Annotated in this window: 18 protein-coding genes and 1 tRNA gene; 5 read left to right on the top strand and 14 right to left on the bottom strand. The window is 65.0% G+C overall.

What is annotated here, in order from left to right; translation table 11 throughout:
• Positions 1–103 precede the first annotated feature (103 nt).
• The 11 genes from AC3A6M_RS02215 to ybiB form a co-directional block, all read right to left on the bottom strand.
• Positions 104–182, bottom strand: a tRNA-Ile gene (locus AC3A6M_RS02215).
• Positions 183–304: 122 nt separating this feature from the next.
• Positions 305–2,512: an RNA polymerase sigma factor RpoD gene (gene rpoD / locus AC3A6M_RS02220; protein WP_487851219.1), complete on the bottom strand. Its 2,208-nt coding sequence runs from the start codon at positions 2,510–2,512 to the stop codon at positions 305–307.
• Between the two features lie 261 nt (positions 2,513–2,773).
• Positions 2,774–4,576, bottom strand: a complete 1,803-nt coding sequence (dnaG, locus tag AC3A6M_RS02225) for a DNA primase (RefSeq protein WP_487851103.1) — start codon at positions 4,574–4,576, stop codon at positions 2,774–2,776.
• A gap of 153 nt (positions 4,577–4,729) precedes the next feature.
• On the bottom strand, positions 4,730–5,179 hold the full coding sequence (locus AC3A6M_RS02230; RefSeq protein ID WP_487851104.1) for a GatB/YqeY domain-containing protein: 450 nt from the start codon (positions 5,177–5,179) through the stop codon (positions 4,730–4,732).
• 138 nt (positions 5,180–5,317) lie between these two features.
• Positions 5,318–5,530, bottom strand: coding sequence for a 30S ribosomal protein S21 (gene rpsU, locus AC3A6M_RS02235; protein ID WP_005665410.1), 213 nt, complete (start codon positions 5,528–5,530; stop codon positions 5,318–5,320).
• Between the two features lie 118 nt (positions 5,531–5,648).
• Positions 5,649–6,860 (bottom strand): BaiN/RdsA family NAD(P)/FAD-dependent oxidoreductase, encoded by a 1,212-nt coding sequence (locus tag AC3A6M_RS02240; protein WP_487851105.1) that lies wholly within the window; start codon positions 6,858–6,860, stop codon positions 5,649–5,651.
• Between the two features lie 54 nt (positions 6,861–6,914).
• Positions 6,915–9,518, bottom strand: coding sequence for an MSCRAMM family protein (locus AC3A6M_RS02245; RefSeq protein WP_487851106.1), 2,604 nt, complete (start codon positions 9,516–9,518; stop codon positions 6,915–6,917).
• A gap of 64 nt (positions 9,519–9,582) precedes the next feature.
• Positions 9,583–10,467 (bottom strand): fimbrial biogenesis chaperone, encoded by an 885-nt coding sequence (locus AC3A6M_RS02250; protein WP_487851107.1) that lies wholly within the window; start codon positions 10,465–10,467, stop codon positions 9,583–9,585.
• Positions 10,468–10,514: 47 nt separating this feature from the next.
• The gene (locus tag AC3A6M_RS02255) at positions 10,515–11,009 is read right to left on the bottom strand and encodes a DUF4402 domain-containing protein (RefSeq protein ID WP_487851108.1); all 495 of its coding nucleotides are present in this window, start codon (positions 11,007–11,009) and stop codon (positions 10,515–10,517) included.
• 31 nt (positions 11,010–11,040) lie between these two features.
• The gene (locus tag AC3A6M_RS02260; RefSeq protein ID WP_487851109.1) at positions 11,041–11,577 is read right to left on the bottom strand and encodes a DUF4402 domain-containing protein; all 537 of its coding nucleotides are present in this window, start codon (positions 11,575–11,577) and stop codon (positions 11,041–11,043) included.
• A 491-nt stretch (positions 11,578–12,068) separates the two neighbouring features.
• Positions 12,069–13,052, bottom strand: a complete 984-nt coding sequence (gene ybiB / locus AC3A6M_RS02265; RefSeq protein WP_487851110.1) for a DNA-binding protein YbiB — start codon at positions 13,050–13,052, stop codon at positions 12,069–12,071.
• A 108-nt stretch (positions 13,053–13,160) separates the two neighbouring features.
• Between ybiB and AC3A6M_RS02270 the strand changes: the two genes are divergently transcribed.
• From AC3A6M_RS02270 to AC3A6M_RS02280, 3 genes are all read left to right on the top strand, one after another.
• Complete coding sequence (locus AC3A6M_RS02270) at positions 13,161–14,219, top strand: 3-deoxy-7-phosphoheptulonate synthase (RefSeq protein ID WP_487851220.1); 1,059 nt, start codon at positions 13,161–13,163, stop codon at positions 14,217–14,219.
• Positions 14,220–14,265: 46 nt separating this feature from the next.
• Entirely contained in the window at positions 14,266–15,315 is a 1,050-nt protein-coding gene (gene tsaD / locus AC3A6M_RS02275; RefSeq protein WP_487851111.1) for a tRNA (adenosine(37)-N6)-threonylcarbamoyltransferase complex transferase subunit TsaD, read from the top strand.
• A 98-nt stretch (positions 15,316–15,413) separates the two neighbouring features.
• Positions 15,414–16,259, top strand: coding sequence for an endonuclease/exonuclease/phosphatase family protein (locus AC3A6M_RS02280; protein ID WP_487851112.1), 846 nt, complete (start codon positions 15,414–15,416; stop codon positions 16,257–16,259).
• On the opposite strand, the gene AC3A6M_RS02285 is transcribed toward AC3A6M_RS02280, so the two are convergent.
• From AC3A6M_RS02285 to ybaK, 3 genes are all read right to left on the bottom strand, one after another.
• Complete coding sequence (locus AC3A6M_RS02285) at positions 16,256–16,906, bottom strand: DsbA family oxidoreductase (protein ID WP_487851113.1); 651 nt, start codon at positions 16,904–16,906, stop codon at positions 16,256–16,258. The two genes, AC3A6M_RS02280 and AC3A6M_RS02285, sit on opposite strands and share 4 nt — an antisense overlap.
• 221 nt (positions 16,907–17,127) lie before the next feature.
• Complete coding sequence (plsY, locus tag AC3A6M_RS02290; protein ID WP_487851114.1) at positions 17,128–17,760, bottom strand: glycerol-3-phosphate 1-O-acyltransferase PlsY; 633 nt, start codon at positions 17,758–17,760, stop codon at positions 17,128–17,130.
• 90 nt (positions 17,761–17,850) lie between these two features.
• Entirely contained in the window at positions 17,851–18,342 is a 492-nt protein-coding gene (gene ybaK / locus AC3A6M_RS02295) for a Cys-tRNA(Pro) deacylase (protein WP_487851115.1), read from the bottom strand.
• A gap of 38 nt (positions 18,343–18,380) precedes the next feature.
• Here ybaK and AC3A6M_RS02300 point away from each other — a divergent pair, with 38 nt between their 5' ends.
• Entirely contained in the window at positions 18,381–19,358 is a 978-nt protein-coding gene (locus AC3A6M_RS02300) for an endonuclease/exonuclease/phosphatase family protein (RefSeq protein WP_487851116.1), read from the top strand.
• A gap of 197 nt (positions 19,359–19,555) precedes the next feature.
• Positions 19,556–20,752 (top strand): efflux RND transporter periplasmic adaptor subunit, encoded by a 1,197-nt coding sequence (locus AC3A6M_RS02305; RefSeq protein WP_487851117.1) that lies wholly within the window; start codon positions 19,556–19,558, stop codon positions 20,750–20,752.
• The last annotated feature ends 2 nt before the right edge of the window (positions 20,753–20,754 follow it).

The following is a 20,754-nucleotide window of genomic DNA, read 5'->3' on the forward strand; positions in this document are numbered from 1 at the left end:
GAATTTACTTACACAGCCGTTACACGGCCCAGCGCGTTATACAGAAAGGGAATCAGGGGCCACAGCGGTGATTATATAAGCCCCTGATTTTATGAAGAAATTTTGGTAGGCCTCCCCGGAGTCGAACCGGGCACCAACGGATTATGAGTCCGCTGCTCTAACCAGGCATGAGCTAGAGGCCCGAAACTGGTACATCCAAGGGACGCTGGAAACTCGCCACCCTCACATGCACATCAGCTACTGCGCATGGAAAGTGGCGAGAGGATATTGCGTTAGCGAGAACCCGTCAAGGTTCATGCAACAATCAGCTGCTGCCCTCGAGGAAACTCTTCAGCTTGTCCGAGCGCGACGGGTGGCGCAGCTTGCGCAGGGCCTTGGCTTCGATCTGGCGGATGCGCTCGCGGGTGACGTCGAACTGCTTGCCGACTTCTTCCAGCGTGTGGTCGGTCGACATCTCGATGCCGAAGCGCATGCGCAGGACCTTCGCCTCGCGCGGGGTCAGCGAATCCAGCACATCCTTGACCACACCGCGCATCGAGGCGTGCAGCGCGGCGTCCGAAGGTGCCAGGGTGTTATTGTCTTCGATGAAATCGCCAAGATGGGAGTCGTCATCGTCGCCGATGGGCGTCTCCATCGAAATCGGCTCTTTCGCGATCTTCATGATCTTCCGGATCTTGTCTTCCGGCATTTCCATCTTGATCGCGAGGGTTGCTGGATCGGGCTCGGCGCCGGTCTCCTGCAGGATCTGGCGCGAGATCCGGTTCATCTTGTTGATCGTTTCGATCATGTGCACCGGAATACGGATCGTGCGCGCCTGGTCCGCGATCGAACGGGTGATGGCCTGGCGGATCCACCACGTCGCATAGGTCGAGAACTTATAACCGCGACGGTATTCGAACTTGTCCACCGCCTTCATCAGGCCGATGTTGCCTTCCTGGATCAGGTCGAGGAATTGCAGGCCGCGGTTCGTGTACTTTTTCGCGATCGAAATCACCAGGCGCAGGTTGGCCTCGGTCATTTCGCGCTTGGCCTTGCGCGCCTTCATTTCACCGGCCGCCATCTGGCGGTTGATGTTGCGCAGGTCCGGCAGCGGCAGCACGACGCGCGCTTGCAGGTCGATCAGGCGTTGCTGCAGTTCCTTGATCGTCGGGATGTTGCGGCCGAGGATGGCGCTGTAGGCGTGGCCGGCGTTCACTTCGCCGTCGACCCAGTCGAGGTTCGTCTCGTTGCCCGGGAAGACCTTGATGAAGTGGGCGCGCGGCATGCCGCAGCGGTTCACGGCCACGTCCAGGATCTGCTTCTCGATGTGGCGCACTTCATCGACCTGGCCGCGCAGGGTGTCGCACAGCTTCTCGACGACCTTCGCGGTGAAGCGGATGCCCAGCAGTTCGTTGGAGATCGCTTCCTGGGCCTTGACGTAGTCCTTCGAGTTGTAGCCCTGCTTCTCGTAGGCCTTGCGCATCTTGTCGAACTGCTGGTCGATGAAGTGGAACTTCTCGAGGGCGGAGGCCTTCAGCTGCTCGAGCTGCTCGGCGGAATAGCCGGCCGCACCAGGGCTGGCGCTGGCTTCTTCTTCCTCTTCCTCTTCTTCCTCTTCGCCTTCCTCGTCCTCGTCGTCGTCGGTGTCGGACGAGCTCGGTGCGACCGCGCTCGGCGAGGTCTCTTCGGATTCGTCGGGGTCGACCATGCCGTCGACGATCTCGTCGATCTTGATCTCGTCGTTCTCGATGCGGCGCGAGGCGTCGATGATCTCGGCGATCGTCACCGGGCAGGCGGAGATCGCCTGGATCATGTCGCGCAGGCCGTCCTCGATACGCTTGGCGATCTCGATCTCGCCTTCGCGGGTCAGCAGCTCGACCGAGCCCATTTCGCGCATGTACATGCGGACCGGGTCGGTGGTGCGGCCGAAGTCGGAATCGACGGTCGACAGGGCGGCCTCGGCGGCGGCTTCGGCTTCATCGTCGCTGGTGACGGTGGCAACATTGTCGGACAGCAGCAGCGTTTCGGCATCGGGCGCATGCTCGTAGACGGCAATGCCCATGTCGTTGAAGGTGCCGATGATGCCTTCGATCGCTTCCGGATCGACGATGTTGTCCGGCAGGTGGTCGTTGATCTCGGAATAGGTCAGGAAGCCGCGCTCCTTGCCCGACTTGATCAGGGCCTTGAGCTTCTGGCGGCGGATCTCGAGTTCTTCCTCGCTCGCTTCGGTGTCCGACGAAAACGCGTCTTTCAGCAGCGCTTTTTCCTTGGCCTTGCGGTCCTTGGCCTTGGCCTTGTCCGCAGCCTTCAGTTCGGCGCGCTCGACCGCGTTGAGTGCGGCGACTTCGTCGTTCTCGGGCGTGAATTCCTTGGGCTTGCGACCGCGCCGCCCGGGAACCTTGACGGCCGGCAGCACGTAGCCCGACGTGTCGATCGCGGCGAGTGCTTCCGCGTCGGTCGTCTGGCTTACAGGCGCAACACCCGCGACGCGGGCTTCCGCCTTGTCTTGAGAATTGTCCGCCTTGGCGGACATCCTGGTGGATTTGGTAGCCACTTTGGTTTCGGGTTTCTTGGTTGGCACAGGCGCTTTCGAAGTCACGACGACTTACTTTACTAGGTTAAAGATAAAGTTTTGTTACCCGTATTTCTTACCTTTTTACTGCCCCGCTAACTGAAACACCAGGCCCGCGTCGAGACGAAAAATCGTTTCAAAGCTTGCAATAGTTAGCGTTTTATTATAGCACGCACCCCCATATTTTCCAGTCAAGAACACCCGTGTCGCCATGGGCACACTTCAGGCAAATTTCGCTGGGGTTTCGTTTGCGGCTTCGCGCATCAAGAGGTCCTGCTGGGCTGTGATTTCGCGATAGCGGGCACTCACCTGATCTGGGGTCAGGCCAGAAGAAAACAACTGGTTCAACTCCTGTTTTAAGACATCCATCTTGATTTGTCTCACAGCACTTGTGAGCCAAACGCGATCCGCGTCGATATCCGATTCGGGTTCGGACGCGATCTCCGCGATCAGGTGATCGTACTCGGTGCTGGACTCCTTCAATTGCTGGGACAAGGCGGCAAAGCTGGCGTTCGCGCCCAGGGCCTGGGCCTGCGCGATCAGCCAGCGCAGCCGGTCCGCCGGCTCGGCGCCGAAGTAGTCGAAGGCGCGCAGCGCTCCCTCGTCCAGCCCCAGGGCCAGCGAGGGATGGCCGACCAGCATGCGCATGATCTGCAGCTCCAGCCCGACCGGCTCCGGCCGGCCCTGGCGCGGCGGCGCCTTGCGCGCAACCGACACCGGCTTGGACAGCTCGAACAGGGCTTCGATCTCGGCCGGGGTCGACTGGGTCATACTGGCCAGGCCGCGCACGATCTGCAGGCGCAGCGCGGTGGGCGCCATGGCCTGCAGCAGCGGCTTGGCCTCGAACTGGGCATGCGCCCTGCCCTCCGGCGTGTCGAGGTCGTGTTCCTGCGTGACTTCGCGCAACAGGAACGAAGACAGCGGCATCGCTTCGTTGATTTCCTGGGCGAAGGCGTCGGCGCCGAATTCGCGCACATAGCTGTCCGGGTCGTGCTCCTGCGGCAGGAACAGGAACTTGATGGTCTTGTCGTCCGACATCTGCGGCAGACAGGCTTCCAGCGCACGCCGGGCGGCGCGGCGGCCGGCCTTGTCGCCGTCGAAGCTGAAGATCACATGGTCGGTCTGGCGCAGCAGCTTTTGCACGTGGGTACTGGTGCAGGCCGTGCCGAGCGTCGCCACCGCCTGCGGGAAGCCGAGCTGGGCCAGGGCGACCACGTCCATATAGCCCTCGGTCACCAGCACATAGCCGGCGTCGCGGATCGCCTGGCGCGCTTCGAACAGGCCGTACAGCTCCTGCCCCTTGTTGAACAGCGGGGTTTCCGGCGAGTTCAGGTATTTCGGTTCGCCGCCATCCATCACGCGGCCGCCAAAGCCGATCACCTGACCCTTGGTGTTGCGGATCGGGAACATGATCCGCTCGCGGAAGCGGTCGTAGCGTTTCTTGTTGCCGCCGTCCTCGTCCACCTTGTCGATCACCAGGCCGGACTCGACCAGCGCGAGCGCCTCATAATCTTTGAAGACCGAGCGCAGGTTGTCCCAGCCGGCGGGCGCGTAGCCCATGCCGAAGCGCGCGGCCACCTCGCCCGTCAGGCCACGGCCCTTCAGGTAGGCGATCGCGGCGGGTGCCTGGCGCAACTGGGCGCGGTAGAAGTCGCAGGCCAGCTGCAGCGCATCGGTCATCGCCAGCGACTGGGCCTGCTGGGCGGCGCGCTGGGCCGGCGGGATCTTGTCGTCGTCGTTCGGCACGACCATGCCGACGCCCTGGGCCAAATCCTTGACCGCGTCGACGAAGCCCATGCCCGAGTATTCGATCAGGAAGCCGATGGCGGTGCCGTGCGCGCCGCAGCCGAAGCAGTGGTAGAACTGCTTGGTCGGGCTCACCGTGAAGCTGGGCGACTTTTCATTGTGAAAAGGGCACAGGCCCATGTAGTTGGCGCCGCCCTTCTTCAGCTGGACGTAGCGGCCAACCACATCGACGATGTCGATACGATTGAGCAGATCGGTAATGAATGATTGCGGAATCACTAGATGTATACAGTGTTTGTCTTAACTCAGACTATACCGCAGCGCCCGCTAGCAATTGATTTGCAGCAAGGCAACAGGGCATTGCCACCCCGAATCAGAAAAAGCCGACGCGGCCGTGGCAAGCATGCCGACAGCCGCGTCCCGGCTCAAGGCTTACGCCCCCGCCAGCGCCTTCTTCACCTGGGCCGACACGGCCGTCATGTCGGCGCGGCCAGCCAGCTTCGGCTTCAGGATGCCCATCACCTTGCCCATGTCCTGCGGACCGGCGGCGCCGGAAGCGGCAATCGCGGCCTGCACCTCGGCGGCGACTTCCTCGTCCGACAAGCCGGCCGGCATGTAGGCCGACAGCACGGCCAGTTCCGCCTTTTCGATGTCGGCCAAATCCTGGCGGCCACCGGCTTCGAACTGGGTGATCGAATCCTTGCGCTGCTTGATCATCTTCTCGACGACGGCGGTGACCTGGGCATCGTCCAGTTCGATGCGCTCGTCCACTTCCTTGCGCTTGATTTCGGCAAGGACGAGGCGGATCGTGGCCAGGCGTTCGCTTTCCTTGGCGCGCATCGCGGCTTTCATGTCGTCGGTCAGTTGTGCTTTCAAGCTCATGGATTCTCCGAGGTATTATTTTTCAAAAAGAGAAAAAGGCAAAACCCGCTGCGGCATCGACCGGAGCGGGCTTCGACATGTTCAGGTCTCGCAAGCCGGGACTGGCAATGGCCGTCACCGGGGGAGACAGGAACGAAATTAGTACAGCTTCTTCGGCAGTTGCTGGCTGCGGATGCGCTTGTAGTGACGCTTCACGGCAGCGGCCAGCTTGCGCTTGCGCTCTGCAGTCGGCTTCTCGTAGAACTCGCGTGCGCGCAGTTCGGTCAGCAGACCGGTTTTTTCGATAGTGCGCTTGAAGCGACGCATAGCGACTTCGAACGGCTCGTTTTCTTTAAGGCGGATAGTGGTCATGTAAAAATGAAACCGTTGGATTTAGGGAAGAACGAAATTCTAACAGCTTTTCAAGAGTCGTGGTAGGTTTTCTCATCATGTGCCGCAATTGCCACATCGGAAAACGCAGCACAAAACATCATTCGATGCTGGAGCCGGCCGCCACCCCGGAAGCCCAGGCCCACTGGAAATTATAGCCGCCCAGCCAGCCCGTCACGTCGACCGTCTCGCCGATGAAATACAGGCCCGGCACCTTGTTTGCCATCATCGTCTGCTGCGACAGCTCGCGCGTGTCGACCCCTCCCAGCGTCACCTCGGCCTTTTTATAGCCTTCGGAACCGGTCGGCACGATGGCCCAGCGGTTGATCGCATCGCCCAGCTTGCGTAGTTTGGCGTCGGCCATGTCCGGCAGGCGCGCGTCCGGGGCGAAACCATTGGCGACCAATAGCCCTTCGGCCAGGCGGGCCGGCAGCCATTGCGACAGGATATTGCCGAGCTGTTTCTTCAAGCTCGTCTTCGCGCCGATCAGTTCTTCCGCCACATCGAGTTCCGGCAGCAGGTTCAGCACGATGGGCGTGCCCGGCTGCCAGTAGCTGGAAATCTGCAGGATCGCCGGGCCGGACAGGCCGCGGTGGGTAAACAGCAGGTCTTCGCGGAAATGGCCGTATTTATTACCCTTCCCTTTCCTGGAACCCGTCTCGACCTCGACCTCGAGCGCGATCCCGGCCAGCGGCACGAAGGGTTGCCAGCTCGGGCCGTCGAAGGTCAGCGGCACCAGGCCCGGGCGCGGCTCGATGATATTCAGGCCGAACCGCTTGGCGATGCGGTAGCCGAGGTCGGTGGCGCCGATCTTCGGGATCGACAGGCCGCCGGTGGCCACCACGACGTTGGCCGCCTCGATCGGCGCGCCGTCGGTGCTGACCAGGAAACCCTGCTCCGTCTTTTCGACGCCAGCCACCTTGCAGGGCATGCGCCACTCCACGCGGCCGGCGTCGCATTCGTCCTTCAGCATGCGGATGATCTGCTCCGAGGAATCGTCGCAGAACAGCTGGCCGCGGTGCTTCTCGTGCCAGGCGATGCGGTGTTTCTTTACCAGCGCCAGGAAATCCTGCGCCGTGTAGCGGGACAGCGCGCTGCGGCAGAAGTGCGGGTTCTCGGACACGAAGTTCTGCCAGCCGGCGTTGATGTTGGTGAAGTTGCAGCGGCCGCCGCCGGAGATGCGGATCTTTTCGGCCAGCTTCGATGCATGGTCGACCAGCACCACGCGCTTGCCGCGCTGGGCCGCCACCGCCGCGCACATCATGCCGGCCGCGCCCGCGCCGATCACCGCCACATCGTATCGTCTTGCCATCCCGTCCATCCCACGCGGTTTGCCGCGCACAAAAGACGAGATTGTACATGCCGCCTAACCCTCGCTCATGGGCAACACATAGGAATCGCGCCCGTTCAGCACCGTGCCGTCGGGCCTGATCGTGATCATGTGCATGCCGGTGTCCGACAGCCCCAGGCGCTTGAGCTGCTCGGGCGCCACCCTCAACAGGTAGTCGCCGGGCAGCACGCCGGTGATCACGTAGTAGCCGTCGGAGGCGCTGCTCATGCTGGCCACGACCTTGCGCTTGCCGTCGACCAGTTCCAGGCGCAGGTCGCCGATCGGGCGGCTCTTCCCTTTGCTCACGAAATACGTGGTGCCGTCGATCTCGCCGGTGAGGCTCACCGCAACATCGACCTGGTGGACCTTGCCGGGACGCGGCACGATGCGCACGCCCTTCACTTGCGGCTGCCATTGCGGGTCTTCGAGCGTGTCCGGATCGACCGCCAGGTCGACGTTCTGGTGGGCCGGCAGGCGCGCCAGGTAGACGATGCCGTCGGCATCGGTGCGGGCCAGGTGGTTGCCGCCGTTGACGGTGAAGCCGGCGCCCCTGATCGGCTCGTCGTCACCGTCCATGACGCCGTTCAGGTTCTTGTCCAGGAACACGCGGACCGAGGCCGATCCCATGTTCGCCATCGGCTGCGCCTCGGTGAGTACGCGCGCGCTGCGCGGCTCCAGTCCCATCGCCATGAAGAACTGCACGCCGGCGCCATACTCGTGCCGGGTCGAATAAAAACCGTTCACCCCGAGCCCGTAGCTGCCCAGGCTCTTGTTCAGCGCCCCGGTCAGGCGGTATTCGCGGGTATCGAACAGGCGCGTCATGCCCAGGTTTAGCAGGTAGCCATCGGCCAGGTAGCGGTCGGCCGAGATGGCGGCGCTGCCCAGCGCCGCGCCCGGGGCCAGCAGGTAATGCAGCTGGCCGGTCAGGCCGATGCCGGCCACGCGGCGGCTCACCTGCAGCACGCCGTCCGCCACCCGCTCGCCGCCGAGCGACTGCCAGCGCAAGGCGTTGCTGAGCGCGGCGCCGTCGCGGTAAGCCGATACGCGTCCCTGGAGCAGGATGTTTTCCTTGCGCGAGGCCAGCGTGTCGCGCTGTATCTCGAACGAGAGCGGGAGGAACAGGCCTGCGCCCGGCGCGACCGCCCCCTCGGCGCGCAGCGCGTCGCGGGTGCGCACCGGATCGGAGGAGCGGGCGAAGAACTCGCTGGTGAGGCCATCGAGGCGGGCGCGGCTGGCCGAGAGGGCGACATTGCCGAGCCGCGTCTTGAGGGCTAGCTGAGCCAGCCTGCCGCCATCGTCGGCCCGGACCGCGTCGCCGCTCAGGATGAACGCGTTCCAATAGTTGCGCAGGCCAACGCTGGCATAGCTGCGCTCCTTGCCGTCGAGCCCCGGCGCCCGCTGCCAGCCGCCGGTGGCGTTCAGGTAGCTGTTCAGCCCCCATTCGAACTGGGCCAGGGCGCGCGCTTGTCCGTACGGGTCGCGGTGCGCGGCCACGTCGTAGAACAGCTGCCCGTGCGGCACCGCCGACTCCTCGAGCAGGAAGCTCTGGCGCTCGACCCGCAACTGCCCCAGCGGCCCGTGGAACACCAGCCGGAATTCGTTCGGCCCGTAGGCCAGCGGCTGGTCGGCGAAACTGTATTTGCCGTCGGGGCGCGACTGCTGGAAGCCGACCAGCGCCCCGTTGTAATACAGTTCGACGTCCCAGCCGGGCGGCAGGTCGCCCTGCAGCGTGTGGCGGTCGAAGCTGGTCGGCTGGTTCAGGGGACGGTTGCTCACCGCGACGCCGTTGCCGGTCGCGCTGCTGGCCGAGATGTTCGCCATCCCCGGCACGGCCACGCTGCCGAACAGCGCGGAGCGCGCATGCAGCGGACCCAGCAGGCCGGCGTCGGGATCGTTGCGCCCCAGCGTCAGGCGCAGGCCGGACGTGGGATCCTGGGGACTGCGGCTCGCGTACAGCGCCGCTTCCATGCCGAGCAGGTCGGCCGTCAGGTAGGCGGTGTAGGAAGTGTCGCTGCGGCGCTGTCCGTGCGCCCCGCCGGTGCTGACGCCCAGGGTCTGGTCGATGAACGGTACGTCGGCCACCCGGTAGGGCGCCGCCAGGCGTGGATAGCCGGGATCGGCATGGCCGCCAGGGTTGCCCGGCAGGTTGCGGCGTTCGCGCCGCGCCAGGCGCTCCTGCAGCGGCAGCGGCTCGCGCGGACGCACTTTCAGGGCCAGGTTGGGCATGTCGACGTCGAAGTCGGCCGGCAGCCAGCGCGCCAGCAGGCGGCTGTCGACATAGATATCCTCGGCCTCGACCCTGGCCCGGGATCGGTCGAACCGTTCGTCCCTGCCGGCCGTATGCACGATGCCGGCGCCGGCGTCGAGGCTGAAGTTGCGCTCTTCGGCCAGGAGGTAGCCGCTGGCCTGCCCTTCTCCGGTCACGCGCACCGCCAGCGTCAGCAGGCGCGCCAGCTCGCCCAGCGGCAGGAATACGCTGCGCCCGATTTCGTAGGCGGTAATGCCGTCTGACAATACCTGGCCATCGAGGCGCACTTCGAGCAGGATCAGGTTCGCTTCGTTTTTCCGGGCCGGCCTCGATGCCGCCGCGGCCGCCCCTTCCGTCCCGGCAGCGGCGTCCGGCTGCAAGCCCGGCAGCACGCTCAATCCAAGGAAAAGAAATCCGGCCCTGAACAACATCAGCGTCCGCTGCCCCATCCACCCGTCATGGCAGCTCCAGGTTTGCCTGGGCCAGCAGCTTGCCGCCCGCCTCCGGCCGCTCGCGGTAGCTCACCTCGAGCGTGCCGTGCGCCAGCGCCAGGCCCGCCGGCACTTCCAGCGGCAGCGCGGCCCGGCGCACCCGGTTCGGCGTGTAGACGGCGATGCCGCCAACCTGCGCCAGCGTCTGCGGTGTACCGCCGCGCGGCGTGAACGTCACGTTCAGGTCGCCATACACCGAGCGGCTGCCTTCGCGCTCGAACTGCAGCGCGAGCAGCTGGTGCTGCGCCTCGTCTTTCTGCAGCACGAGGCGGGCCAGGCTGACGGTCGCGCTGGTGGCCCCATGGCGCACGATGACGGGCACCGAGGCGCCGACCAGCGCGGTCAGGACCACGCCGATCCCCTTGCCGTCCGCGCCCTTGCCCTGGTTTTCGATGCTGGCGCTGCCTTCGACGTCGGGCAGTTTCTCGAACTGCAGGTGCGAGCGGTATTCGCCTTCGGCCAGCTCGGCCGGCTTGCGCAGCATCACACGCACTGTCTGGGCGGTTCCCGGCTCGAGCGTGATCTGGCGCGGCGAAAAGCGCAGCATGTCCGCGGCGAAGTATTCCCCGGGTCCGGCGCTGTCCACCGCCTCGAACTGGCCGCTCTCCGTCATGCGGCGGTTGACCAGTGAAATCCGGTAGGTGGCGGGCTTGCTGCCGTTATTGATCAATTCGATTTGCGCGGCGCGCTGGTTTTTTTCGAAGACGATGCGGGTCGGATGCAGCATCAGCTGGGCCCGCGCCGGCAGGGCCAGCGCCAGCAACACCGTTAGCAGCGCCCAGGCCAGCACGGTGAGCACCGGCTGGCGCAGGCAAGCCTTCAAAACGGATGCGAACGAGGGAAAAGCCATGGGAGTTCCTTTCTGCGCCGTGGGATGAAACCGGGACGGCGACAGGATTACTGGAAGTTGACAATCAAAGGAAATGAACCGGAATAAAGCCCGGGGGGCTGATTGGCGGCCACCGTCAGGGTCGCGCCGACCGACAGGGTGGTGCCGGTGGTCGTGACGTTCGTCAACGTCGCCGGGGAGCTGTTGAACGCGTCTACCGCCATGCTGTTGCTTCCGCTGGTGAGCCGGGTACTGCCGTTGGCGGGCAGGGAAATGATGACTGCCTTGTTGGTGCCGCCATTGCTGCTCTTGCTCACGGTAAAGGTTGCCGGGTTGGCCGTCGGAGAGTTCAGCAGGATCACGGCGCCGGTCCGCGACCGTCCGCCGGTCGGGCTGACGATCACCGTGCCGCCGGAAGCGGCCACGAAACGGCCGAAATCGAGACCTCGGGTATTGCTCAGGTTGATCTGCTGGGCGCAGGCTTCGCGCCCGGCGGACATCAACAGTGCCGACATCGATGCCAAGCCGGCGATGAGGATGGGACGGGAGCGGCGTGGCATCATGACGGACGGGCTACGCCGCTGCCTCCCCGCCTCAGTTGTAGTTGACTGCGACGTTGATGGTGCCGCTGTAGTTGCCGGCAGCCTGGTTGGCGCCGACCGCCAGGGTGCCGCCGACGTAGATCGTCTGGGCGCCGCCGGTCAGGGTGCCGGTGGCGACGGTGCCGCTGGTGATCGCGCTGGCGGTCACGTCGCTGATGGCGGTGAACGTCATCGAGTTGCCACCGCTGGTGAGCGAGGCGGAGGTGCCGGCAAGGTCGATCGCATACGTCAAGCCGGCCTGGCCGGTGACGTTGAACTGCGCGGCAGTCGCGGTGCCGCCTGCGGTGATCGTGCCGCCGCTGACAGAGCGCGAGTTGTCCGGGCTGACCGTCACCGTACCGGCGGTGCCGCCCGCTGCGATGTTGCCGAACGAGAGGTTGGCGGTATTCGTGATGGCGATCGGCGTGACGACGGTGCTGCTCGAGGTCGCGGTCGCGGTGGCGGCCATGGCGTTGCCGGCGCCGTAGATGGCCAGGGCCATGACAGCGAGTTTGAAACCGTGCGGGATAAGGCGGCTGTGCTTGTTCATTCTGTCTTCCTTGGATTTGGAGAAAACGGCATCGAAGATCGCCGGACTGCTATTGGTATGCGCACCGAAAGATGTTTCAACAAGGAAACCTTAATACTTTCCTTACGGTATCGTTTTGCTATTCTGCAAGGCGATAATACTGATTATTTGATGCTGATCATGATTTATTTCTCTCCAAATCTCACGAGATGTTGTGTTTTTGCATACATTTTGTTACGTAAAAAGGCGCAAAAAAACGTGGATTTGCGCTGTCTTTAAACATCTTTGAGATATTTTGAGATTTTTGTAGGATCAATCCTACTGTTTAGCGACGCCAAGGTTTCAAATGACACAATTAAATGCAATTTGAATAACTATTCTAATTCACAGAAGTTACGATTTTAATAATTGCATTTGCAATCAATGAATGCGCGTGCACGATCCTGCCGGCAATCCGGCAAGTCGGGACAAACGGATGGGTTCGGCGCCAGGGCTGGCGCCGGGAAGATGACTCAGCGCGCGGCGCCGGTACGCAGCGCCGCGGCGATGCGCCGGCAGTGCGCCACCTGGGCCGCGATCGGCGGAGGCACCGCCTGGTCGCCGCGCAGGGCGCGCAGGATCCAGTCGGCGGTGGCGGGGGCGTCGCGCCCTTCCGGAGCCGGCGCCAGCTCGTCGGTCGGCGCATCGCGCTCGGCCAGCAGGGTCTGCTCGCCGGCGTGGAACCAGTCGATCTGCTGGGCGCGGTTCGCATTCGCCACCGTCTCGCCTTCGGTACCGCGCATCAGGAAGGCATCGCCGCGCCCGGCCGGCGCCGCGTTCCTGAAGTAATCGGTGAGCATCGTGAGGTACTCGGGGTGGGTGTAGGAGACCAGGCGCAGCGCCGGCCCGTCGAAGGGCTGCAAAATCTTTACCAAGGTATGCGTCGAATTCCGCACCCCGAGGATGCGGCGCAGCGACAGTTGCCGGGCCAGTTTCGGCGCCAGCGTCTCGATCGGCATGAAGCAGGGCTGGCGGCGCGCGAAGGCGTCGAGCATGTCGGCGGTAGAGCCGGTCGGGCCAATCCCCAGCTCGGCCAGGATCTCGGCCGTGGTCACCCGTCCCGGATCCTGCTGCACGCCGTGGATCAGCACCGGCACGCCTTCGCGCGCCAGCAGCAGGGCCAGCAGCGGCGTCAGGTTGGCCAGCTTGCGCGCACCGTTGTAGCTGGGGATGAGCACGGGCGCGCAGGGTCCCGGCGGCGACGGCAGCGGCGCGAACGCGCCTTCCGCGGCCTCCATGAAGCCGGCGATCTCGTCCACCGATTCGCCCTTGATGCGCATGGCCAGCAGGATCGCGCCCAGCTCGAGGTCGGACACGCGGCCGTCCAGCATGGCGCCGTACAGCAGGCGGGCGTCTTCGCGCGTCATGCTGCGCGCGCCTTTCACGCCGCGGCCGATCTCCTTGATGAAGCGGGCAGCGAGGAAGGGTTCGTTGGTGGAGTCATGGTCGGTCTGCATGGCGACAGGATACCGTCATTTTTTACGCATTGCAGTGCAACATATGCGTTTTCCGGCTAGACTGACCCTTCCCCCTGATACATACGCTGAGAAAAACGTCTAGCCATGCTGATCACGCCCGATATCGAAAACACCAACGTTACCTCGTTCGCGACCATGCCTTCGCCGGTCGAGCTGCACCAGAAGCTGCCGCTGACCGACCAGGCTTTCACCACCGTGATGCGGGGCCGCGAAACGCTGCGCAACATCCTCGACCGCAAGGACAAGCGCCTGTTCGTGGTCGTCGGCCCCTGCTCGATCCACGACCCGGTCGCCGGCCTGGATTATGCCCGCCGCCTGAAGGCGCTGCAGGCCGAAGTCGCCGACACCATGGTGCTGGTGATGCGCGTGTACTTCGAGAAGCCGCGCACCACGACCGGCTGGAAGGGCTATATCAACGATCCGTTCATGGACGATTCCTTCCGCGTCGACGTCGGCATGGAGCGCGCACGGCAGTTCCTGCTGGATGTCTGCGAAATGGGCCTGCCGACCGCCACCGAGGCGCTGGACCCGATCTCGCCGCAATACCTGGGCGATCTGATCGCCTGGACCGCGATCGGCGCGCGCACCACCGAATCGCAGACCCACCGCGAGATGTCGTCCGGCCTCTCGACCCCGGTCGGTTTCAAGAACGGCACCGACGGCGACATCGAGATTGCGATCAACGCCGTGCTGTCCTCGTCCAGCCCGCACTCCTTCCTGGGCATCAACGGCCAGGGCACGGTCTCGATCGTGCGCACCCGCGGCAACGCCTACGGCCACGTGGTACTGCGCGGCGGCGGCGGGCGCCCGAACTACGATTCGGTGTCGGTGGCGATCGCCGAACAGGCGCTCAACAAGGCCAGACTGCCGGCCAACCTGGTGGTCGACTGCTCGCACGCCAACAGCTACAAGAAGCCGGAACTCCAGCCGCTGGTGATGTCGGACGTGATCCAGCAGATCAGGCACGGCAACCGCTCGCTGGTGGGGGTGATGATCGAATCGAACATCGTGAGCGGCAACCAGCCGATCCCGGCAGACCTGTCGCAGCTGCAGTACGGCTGCTCGGTGACCGACGGCTGCATCGGCTGGGAAGATACCGAGGCGATGCTGCGCAGTGCGCACAAGGAGCTGCTGCAGCGGCCTTGATGGGTGGGGTAAAATGGTGGATTCCGCTTTTCCACCACCATTCCCCATGATTGTCCTCGGCGTCGAATCCTCCTGCGATGAAACCGGCCTGGCTCTGTACGACACGGAGCGCGGGCTGCTGTCCCATGCCCTGCACTCGCAGGTCGCGATGCACGAGGAGTACGGCGGCGTGGTGCCGGAACTGGCCTCGCGCGACCACATCCGCCGCGCCCTGCCGCTGCTCGAGCAGGTGCTGGCCAAGGCCGACCTGCCGAAGGAGCGCATCGACGCGATCGCCTACACCCAGGGTCCGGGCCTGGCCGGCGCGCTGCTGGTCGGCTCGTCGGTGGCCTGCAGCCTGGCGCTGGCGCTCGACAAGCCGGTGCTCGGCGTGCACCACCTCGAGGGCCATCTGCTGTCGCCGCTGCTGGCCAGCGAGCGCCCGGAATTCCCCTTCGTCGCCCTGCTGGTCTCGGGCGGCCATACCCAGCTGATGCGGGTCGACGGCGTCGGCCGCTATACCCTGCTGGGCGAGACCCTCGACGATGCCGCCGGCGAAGCCTTCGACAAGTCGGCCAAGCTGCTGGGCCTGGGCTATCCGGGCGGCCCGGCGATTTCGCGCCTGGCCGAGTTCGGCGATCCGGAAGCCTATACGCTGCCGCGCCCGATGCTGCATTCGAAGGACTTCAACTTCAGCTTTTCGGGCCTGAAGACGGCCGTGCTGACGGTGGTGAAGAAGAACAGCGCCGAAGAAGGCCAACTGCGCGCCAACATCTGCGAGCAGGACAAGGCCAACATCGCGCGCGGCTTCGTCGATGCGATCGTCGACGTGCTGACCGCCAAGTGCGTGTCGGCGCTCAAGCACACCGGCCTGAAGCGGCTGGTGATCGCCGGCGGCGTCGGCGCCAACCGCCAGTTGCGGGCCTCGCTGAACGCGGCGGCCGCGAAGAAGAAGTTCAGGGTCTACTACCCGGAACTCGAATTCTGCACCGACAACGGCGCCATGATCGCCTTCGCCGGCGCCCTGCGCCTGGAGCGGAATCCGCAGGCTGCGACGCATGATTACGGCTTCAACGTGCGCCCACGCTGGCCGCTGGACGAGATCGAACCGGCCTGAGAAATGTGAACTTGCAAGCTTGATATCGATCCTACCGTGTGACCTTTCAGCCCGAATAGATGGCAATATCGGGCAGTTGAGTTTTACGGAGGTTCTACATGCGCGTAGTCAGCTGGAACATTCACTGGGGTTGTGGGAAGGACGGGCGCATCCGCATCCACGCCATCATCGATGTGCTGCGCAAGCTGAATCCGGACGTAATCTGCCTGCAGGAAGTGGCTGCCAACCATCCGGAGCTCGAAGGCAGCGCCAGCGCCAGCCAGTTCAAGCAGCTCGGCGGCGCGCTCGGCGGCTACCACATGATCGAACACGCGCCGAGCGAAATCTACCGTAACAACCTGCCCCGCCAGTTCGGCAACATCCTGCTGTCCAGGTACCGCATCACCCAAGCCCAGCGCCACATGCTGCCGTGGCCGGCCGCTCCCGAACATCCGGCCGGGATGCCGCGCGGGATGATCGAAACCGTGCTCGACGCGCCCGGCGGCAAGCTGCGCGTGCTGACCACCCATCTCGAGTACTATTCTCCGCCGCAGCGGCGCGCCCAGGTCCGGCGCATCCGCGAACTGCATGCGGAAGCCTGCGCCCGCGCCGCCATCTACCAGCCGGAGCCCGAATTCGATCCGCCCTTCCAGCTGGGCTTCCGGCCCGGCACCGCGATCTACTGCGGCGACTTCAATTTCACGCCCGACTCCGACGACTACCGCGCGCTGCTGGCGCCTCCCGAGGATGGCGCCCTGGCCCTGGCCGATGCCTGGACGGTCCGCCACGGCGGCATGGCGCGCGCGCCGACGGCCGGCCTGCATGGCTATCCCTGGCCCGACCGTGCGGAGTGCTACGACTATTTCTTCGTGACCGAGGACCTCGCGCCGCGCATTGCGGAGGTCAACGTGCAGTCCGAGACCGCGGCCTCGGACCACCAGCCGATCGTCCTGGATGTGACCTAGACCGTTTCTTCCTGCTGGGCGAGCTGGCGCAAGGCCTGCTCGAACACCTCGGGCGGCTGGCCGCCCGAGATCAGGTGGCGCTCGTTGATGACGATCGCCGGCACCGACCGGATGCCGGCGCGCTGCCAGTAGTACTCGCGCTGGCGCACCTCGTCGGCGTAGGTGTCCAACTCCAGCACGGCGCGCGCCTGTTCCTGGTCGAGCCCGGCCTCGCCGGCGACACGCACCAGCAGCTCGCGCGCGCTGGGATCCTCGCCCTTCGTGAAATAAGCCTCGAACAGCTTTTCCTTCAGCGCACGCTGCAGGCCCTCGCCCTGGCCCTCGGCCCAGTGCAGCAGGCGGTGCGCGTCGAAGGTGTTGTAGATGCGTCCGCGCTTGCTCATGTCGAAGGTGAAGCCGACATCGAGGCCGCGCTGGCGGATCATCTCGCGCGACTGTTCCTGCTGGGCCGGCGTCGCCCCGTATTTTTCAGTGATGTGTTCGAAGATGTCCTGGCCCTCGGGACCCATGCCCGGGTTCAGTTCGAACGGTTGGAAATGGATGTCCGCCTCCACCTCGCCGGCGACGCGCTCGAGCGCCTTCTCCAGCGATTTCAGGCCGATCGCGCACCAGGGACACGATACATCCGACACGAAATCAATTCTCATTTGCTTGCTCACGACTCACCACCTTCCTGGAATAGCCGCCGCAACCATGCGGCATTGGCCATATGGTGACACATCGAGGGAAAGCGGGCAGCGCGCGCACCCACTGCGCCGTCGTTTGATTAACGACAAACCGGGGTCAGACTCCGGATTTTGGAAATGACTAACGAGACATTGCCAAAATTTGGAGTCTGACCCCGGTTTGGCCGAGATCATGGTGGGGCTTACTTTTTCTTGACCGGCTGCTTGGCGCCGTTGGCCTTGCTGCCGATGCGCGACTCTTTGCCGGCCAGCAGGTTGCCGATGTTCTTGCCGTGACGGATCAGCAGCAGCGCGCTCATGATGAGGACGGCGAACAGGATTTCGTTGGCGCCGAACCGCAGGCCGTAGTAGAACGGCGCGAAGATCGCGGCCACCAGCGCCGCCAGCGAGGAGTAGCGGAAGGCGTAGGCCACCACCAGCCAAGTCGCCAGGGTCGCCAGGCCCAGCCAGACGTTCAGGCCGAGCAGCACGCCGAGCGCGGTCGCCACGCCCTTGCCGCCGACGAAGCGGAAGAATACCGGCCACAGGTGGCCGACAAAGACGGCGATCGCAATCAATGCCACGCCGCCGTCCTCGATGCCGAAGCGGTCGCCGAACTGCACCGCCAGGAACACCGGCAGCCAGCCCTTGGCACAGTCGCCGACCAGCGTGGCGATGGCTGCTTTCTTGCTGCCGCTGCGCAGCACGTTGGTCGCGCCCGGATTCTTCGATCCATAGGTGCGCGGGTCGGACAGGCCGAAGGCGCGGCTCATCACGACGGCGAAGGAAATCGAGCCGATCAGGTAGGCCGCGATGGTGAAGATGATTGTGTACATGCTTGCTGTCTCTTTCTATTGATCCCCGTGCCGGAAAGACCGGCGCGTGGAATATACACCATCGGCTGAGCCGGGCGCTAATTCCCGCGGCTAATCCGCCAGCGCGCAGTGCACGGCCCTGGCCTTCAGGACGTCGACCAGCACGGCGGGGTCGATGCCGATCAGGAAACCGCGCCGGCCGCCATTGATATAGATCTTCGGCAGGGCCAGGATGCTTTCCTCGACGTACACCGGCATCGCCTTGCGCACGCCGAACGGCGAGGTGCCGCCGACCAGGTAGCCCGAGTGGCGCTGCGCCACTTCCGGCTTGCACGGCTCGACCGACTTGCAGGGAATGGCGCGCGCCAGGTTCTTGGTCGATACCTTGCGGTCGCCATGCATCAGCACGATCAGCGGGCGCGCCGCCTCGTCCTGCATCACCAGCGTCTTCACGACGTCGTGTTCAGGCACCCCCAGTTCGCGCGAGGAGACCGCGGTGCCGCCATGCTCTTCGTACTCGTAGGGATGCTCGGAAAAGACCACGCCATGCTTGCGCAGGAACTGGGTTGCCGGGGTCTCTGAAATGTGCTCTTTCTTGGCCATGCGTGTTACGCTAAAAGCAAACGGAGGAGTTGCTTATTATGCAGCAAGAGATTCGCTTTGCCACCTTCAATGTCTGCAACCTGGCGCCGCCGGGAGCACGGCTGTACGAAAACCTGGAACCCACGACCCCGGAAGAGTACGAAGCGAAGATCGCCTGGACCGCGCGCCAGATCGACATGCTGGGCGCCGACGTGATCGGTTTCCAGGAAGTGTTCTCGCAGGCCTCGCTGGCCGAGGCGCTGTCGCGCACCCGCCGTTACCGCGAAGCGATCCACGTCGGGTTCGATCCCGATCCGGGCGCCGACAAGCTGACGCCCAGCGTCGCCCTGGTCTCGCGCCTGCCACTGGCCGACGCCCCTGTCTCCTATCCCGACTTCCCGCCCGGGATCGCGATGCCGCCCGGGAACCGCGACCCGGAGCGCTTCACCCGCGCGCCCCTGCACGCGGTGATCGAACTCCGTCCCGGCCTGGCGGTGGACGTGCTGGTGGTGCACCTGAAGTCGCGCCGTCCCGACTACCGCGCCAACGACACCGGCGACGACCCGCAGCTGTTCGCCCTGGCCTCGCTGCGCTCGCTGATCCGGCGCGGCACCGAGGCGGCCGGCCTGCGCGTGATCCTGTCGAAACTGGGCCGCGACAACCGCCGGCCGCGAGTGGTGCTGGGCGATTTCAACGACGTCGCCGATGCCGTCACCACCGGCATCGTGCTGGGCCTCGGCGCCCCCAGCGGCGACCGCCTCTACGACGCCTGCCAGCTGCAGCGCCGCCAGGACCGCTGGCGCCACGTCGGCTTTTCCAACCTGCACGAAGGCCAGTACACGACCATCGACCATATCCTGGTGTCCGGGGAATTCAACGGCGAGCTGCCGGGCGCCCTCGGCGAAATCGCGGACGTGGTCTACCTGAACGACCACCTCGACCTCGGCCTGCCGGAAGCGTCCGACCATGGGCAGGTGCTGGCGCGGCTGCGGCTGTTCGAGCGGCCGGGGGATGGCGAGGCGTACGGCGACGCCTGAGTCGTCGTTCCCGCGAGTATCCTCGCGCGGGCGACGGTGTGTCCGCCCAACCGTCCGCCCTGTCCGCCCGTGCGCACGTCCGTCCCGGCTTTTTGACGTTTCGGCGGCCGAAATGCACGGCTCGTCGCATTCCGATAGCTGTTCGTCATGCCCTTCTTTATTCTGCTGCAATCCCTCCGAATAAGAAGAGCACCGCCATGAAAATCGAATCCTTGCCGCCCGCCTCCGTCGATCCGTCAAGCACCGTGAAAGCGCCGCGCCGCCGCTGGCGCGCGCCCGCCATCGGCCTGGCCATCCTCGCGCTCGCGGGCGCGGGCGGCTACGCGGTCACGCACGCGGGCGGCGCCAGGCCCGCCCCCGCTGCCGCGGCAGAAAAGAAGGATCCCGTGCACGAGCTGTCGACGCGCGACATCGCCCTGGTCGAAGCGCGGCCGCTGGCGGTGACCTTGCCGCTGTCCGGTTCGCTGACGCCACTGGCCCAGGCCACGGTGCGCTCCAAGGTCCCGGGCGTGGTGAAACAGACCACGGTGCAGGAAGGCATGAACGTTTCCGCCGGACAGGTGATCGCGCGGCTGGACGACAGCGAGGCGCGCGCCCGCGTGGCCCAGCAGCAGGCGCTACTTTCCGACGCCAGCGCGCGCCTGGCGCTGGCGAAGAAAAACCAGGCCAACAGCGCCGCCCTGCTCAGGCAGAACTACATCGCCCAGAACGCCTACGACACGACCTCGAACAGCGTCGACCTGGCCCAGGCCGCGGTCGACTCGGCGCGCGCCCAGCTCGAACTGGCGCGCATCGCCCTGAACGATACCGTGATCCACGCGCCGCTGTCCGGCGTGGTCAGCAAGCGCCACGCCCAGGCCGGCGAGAAGCTGTCGCCGGACAGCCCGGTGTTCTCGATCGTCGACCTCAGGCAGCTGACGCTGGATGCCCAGGTGCCGGCCTCCGACATCCCGCGCATCAAGGTCGGCCAGGACGTGCAGTTCAAGGTCGACGGTTTCGGCGAGCGCAACTTCGCCGGCAAGGTCCTGCGCATCAACCCGGCGGCGGAAGCCGGCTCGCGCGCGATGCTGGTGTATATCGGCGTCGACAACCCGGACGGCGCACTGCGCGCCGGCATGTTCGCCAAGGGCGTGGTGACGACCGAGAAGTCGGCCGCGCATCCGCTGCTGCCGCTGGCCGCCGTGCAAAAGGAAAACGGCAGGGATGTGGTCTACCGCGTCGACAGCGGCAAGGTCGTGGCCCAGCCGGTCAAGCTGGGCCTGAAGAACGAGGATGCCGGGCTGGTCGAGGCGCTCGACGGCATCGCCGCAGGCAGCACCGTGCTGGCCGTGAAGCTCGACGGCGTCAAGCCGGGCGAGAAGGTGAAGCTGCCTGCCGCAGCGAAGAAAGGCTGAGC

The sequence above is a fragment of the Telluria sp. Soil_C_11 genome (assembly GCF_057657395.1).

Excerpts from the sequence above, each read along its gene's own strand:
- tsaD (WP_487851111.1), top strand. The coding sequence starts at position 14,266 with ATGATTGTCCTCGGCGTCGAATCCTCCTGCGATGAAACCGGCCTGGCT.
- rpoD (WP_487851219.1), bottom strand. The coding sequence starts at position 2,512 with ATGTCCGCCAAGGCGGACAATTCTCAAGACAAGGCGGAAGCCCGCGTC.
- AC3A6M_RS02240 (WP_487851105.1), bottom strand. The coding sequence starts at position 6,860 with ATGGCAAGACGATACGATGTGGCGGTGATCGGCGCGGGCGCGGCCGGC.
- rpsU (WP_005665410.1), bottom strand. The coding sequence starts at position 5,530 with ATGACCACTATCCGCCTTAAAGAAAACGAGCCGTTCGAAGTCGCTATG.
- AC3A6M_RS02285 (WP_487851113.1), bottom strand. The coding sequence starts at position 16,906 with ATGAGAATTGATTTCGTGTCGGATGTATCGTGTCCCTGGTGCGCGATC.
- ybaK (WP_487851115.1), bottom strand. The coding sequence starts at position 18,342 with ATGGCCAAGAAAGAGCACATTTCAGAGACCCCGGCAACCCAGTTCCTG.
- ybiB (WP_487851110.1), bottom strand. The coding sequence starts at position 13,052 with ATGCAGACCGACCATGACTCCACCAACGAACCCTTCCTCGCTGCCCGC.
- AC3A6M_RS02230 (WP_487851104.1), bottom strand. The coding sequence starts at position 5,179 with ATGAGCTTGAAAGCACAACTGACCGACGACATGAAAGCCGCGATGCGC.
- AC3A6M_RS02250 (WP_487851107.1), bottom strand. The coding sequence starts at position 10,467 with ATGGCTTTTCCCTCGTTCGCATCCGTTTTGAAGGCTTGCCTGCGCCAG.
- plsY (WP_487851114.1), bottom strand. The coding sequence starts at position 17,760 with ATGTACACAATCATCTTCACCATCGCGGCCTACCTGATCGGCTCGATT.
- AC3A6M_RS02260 (WP_487851109.1), bottom strand. The coding sequence starts at position 11,577 with ATGAACAAGCACAGCCGCCTTATCCCGCACGGTTTCAAACTCGCTGTC.
- AC3A6M_RS02305 (WP_487851117.1), top strand. The coding sequence starts at position 19,556 with ATGAAAATCGAATCCTTGCCGCCCGCCTCCGTCGATCCGTCAAGCACC.
- AC3A6M_RS02300 (WP_487851116.1), top strand. The coding sequence starts at position 18,381 with ATGCAGCAAGAGATTCGCTTTGCCACCTTCAATGTCTGCAACCTGGCG.
- AC3A6M_RS02280 (WP_487851112.1), top strand. The coding sequence starts at position 15,414 with ATGCGCGTAGTCAGCTGGAACATTCACTGGGGTTGTGGGAAGGACGGG.
- AC3A6M_RS02255 (WP_487851108.1), bottom strand. The coding sequence starts at position 11,009 with ATGATGCCACGCCGCTCCCGTCCCATCCTCATCGCCGGCTTGGCATCG.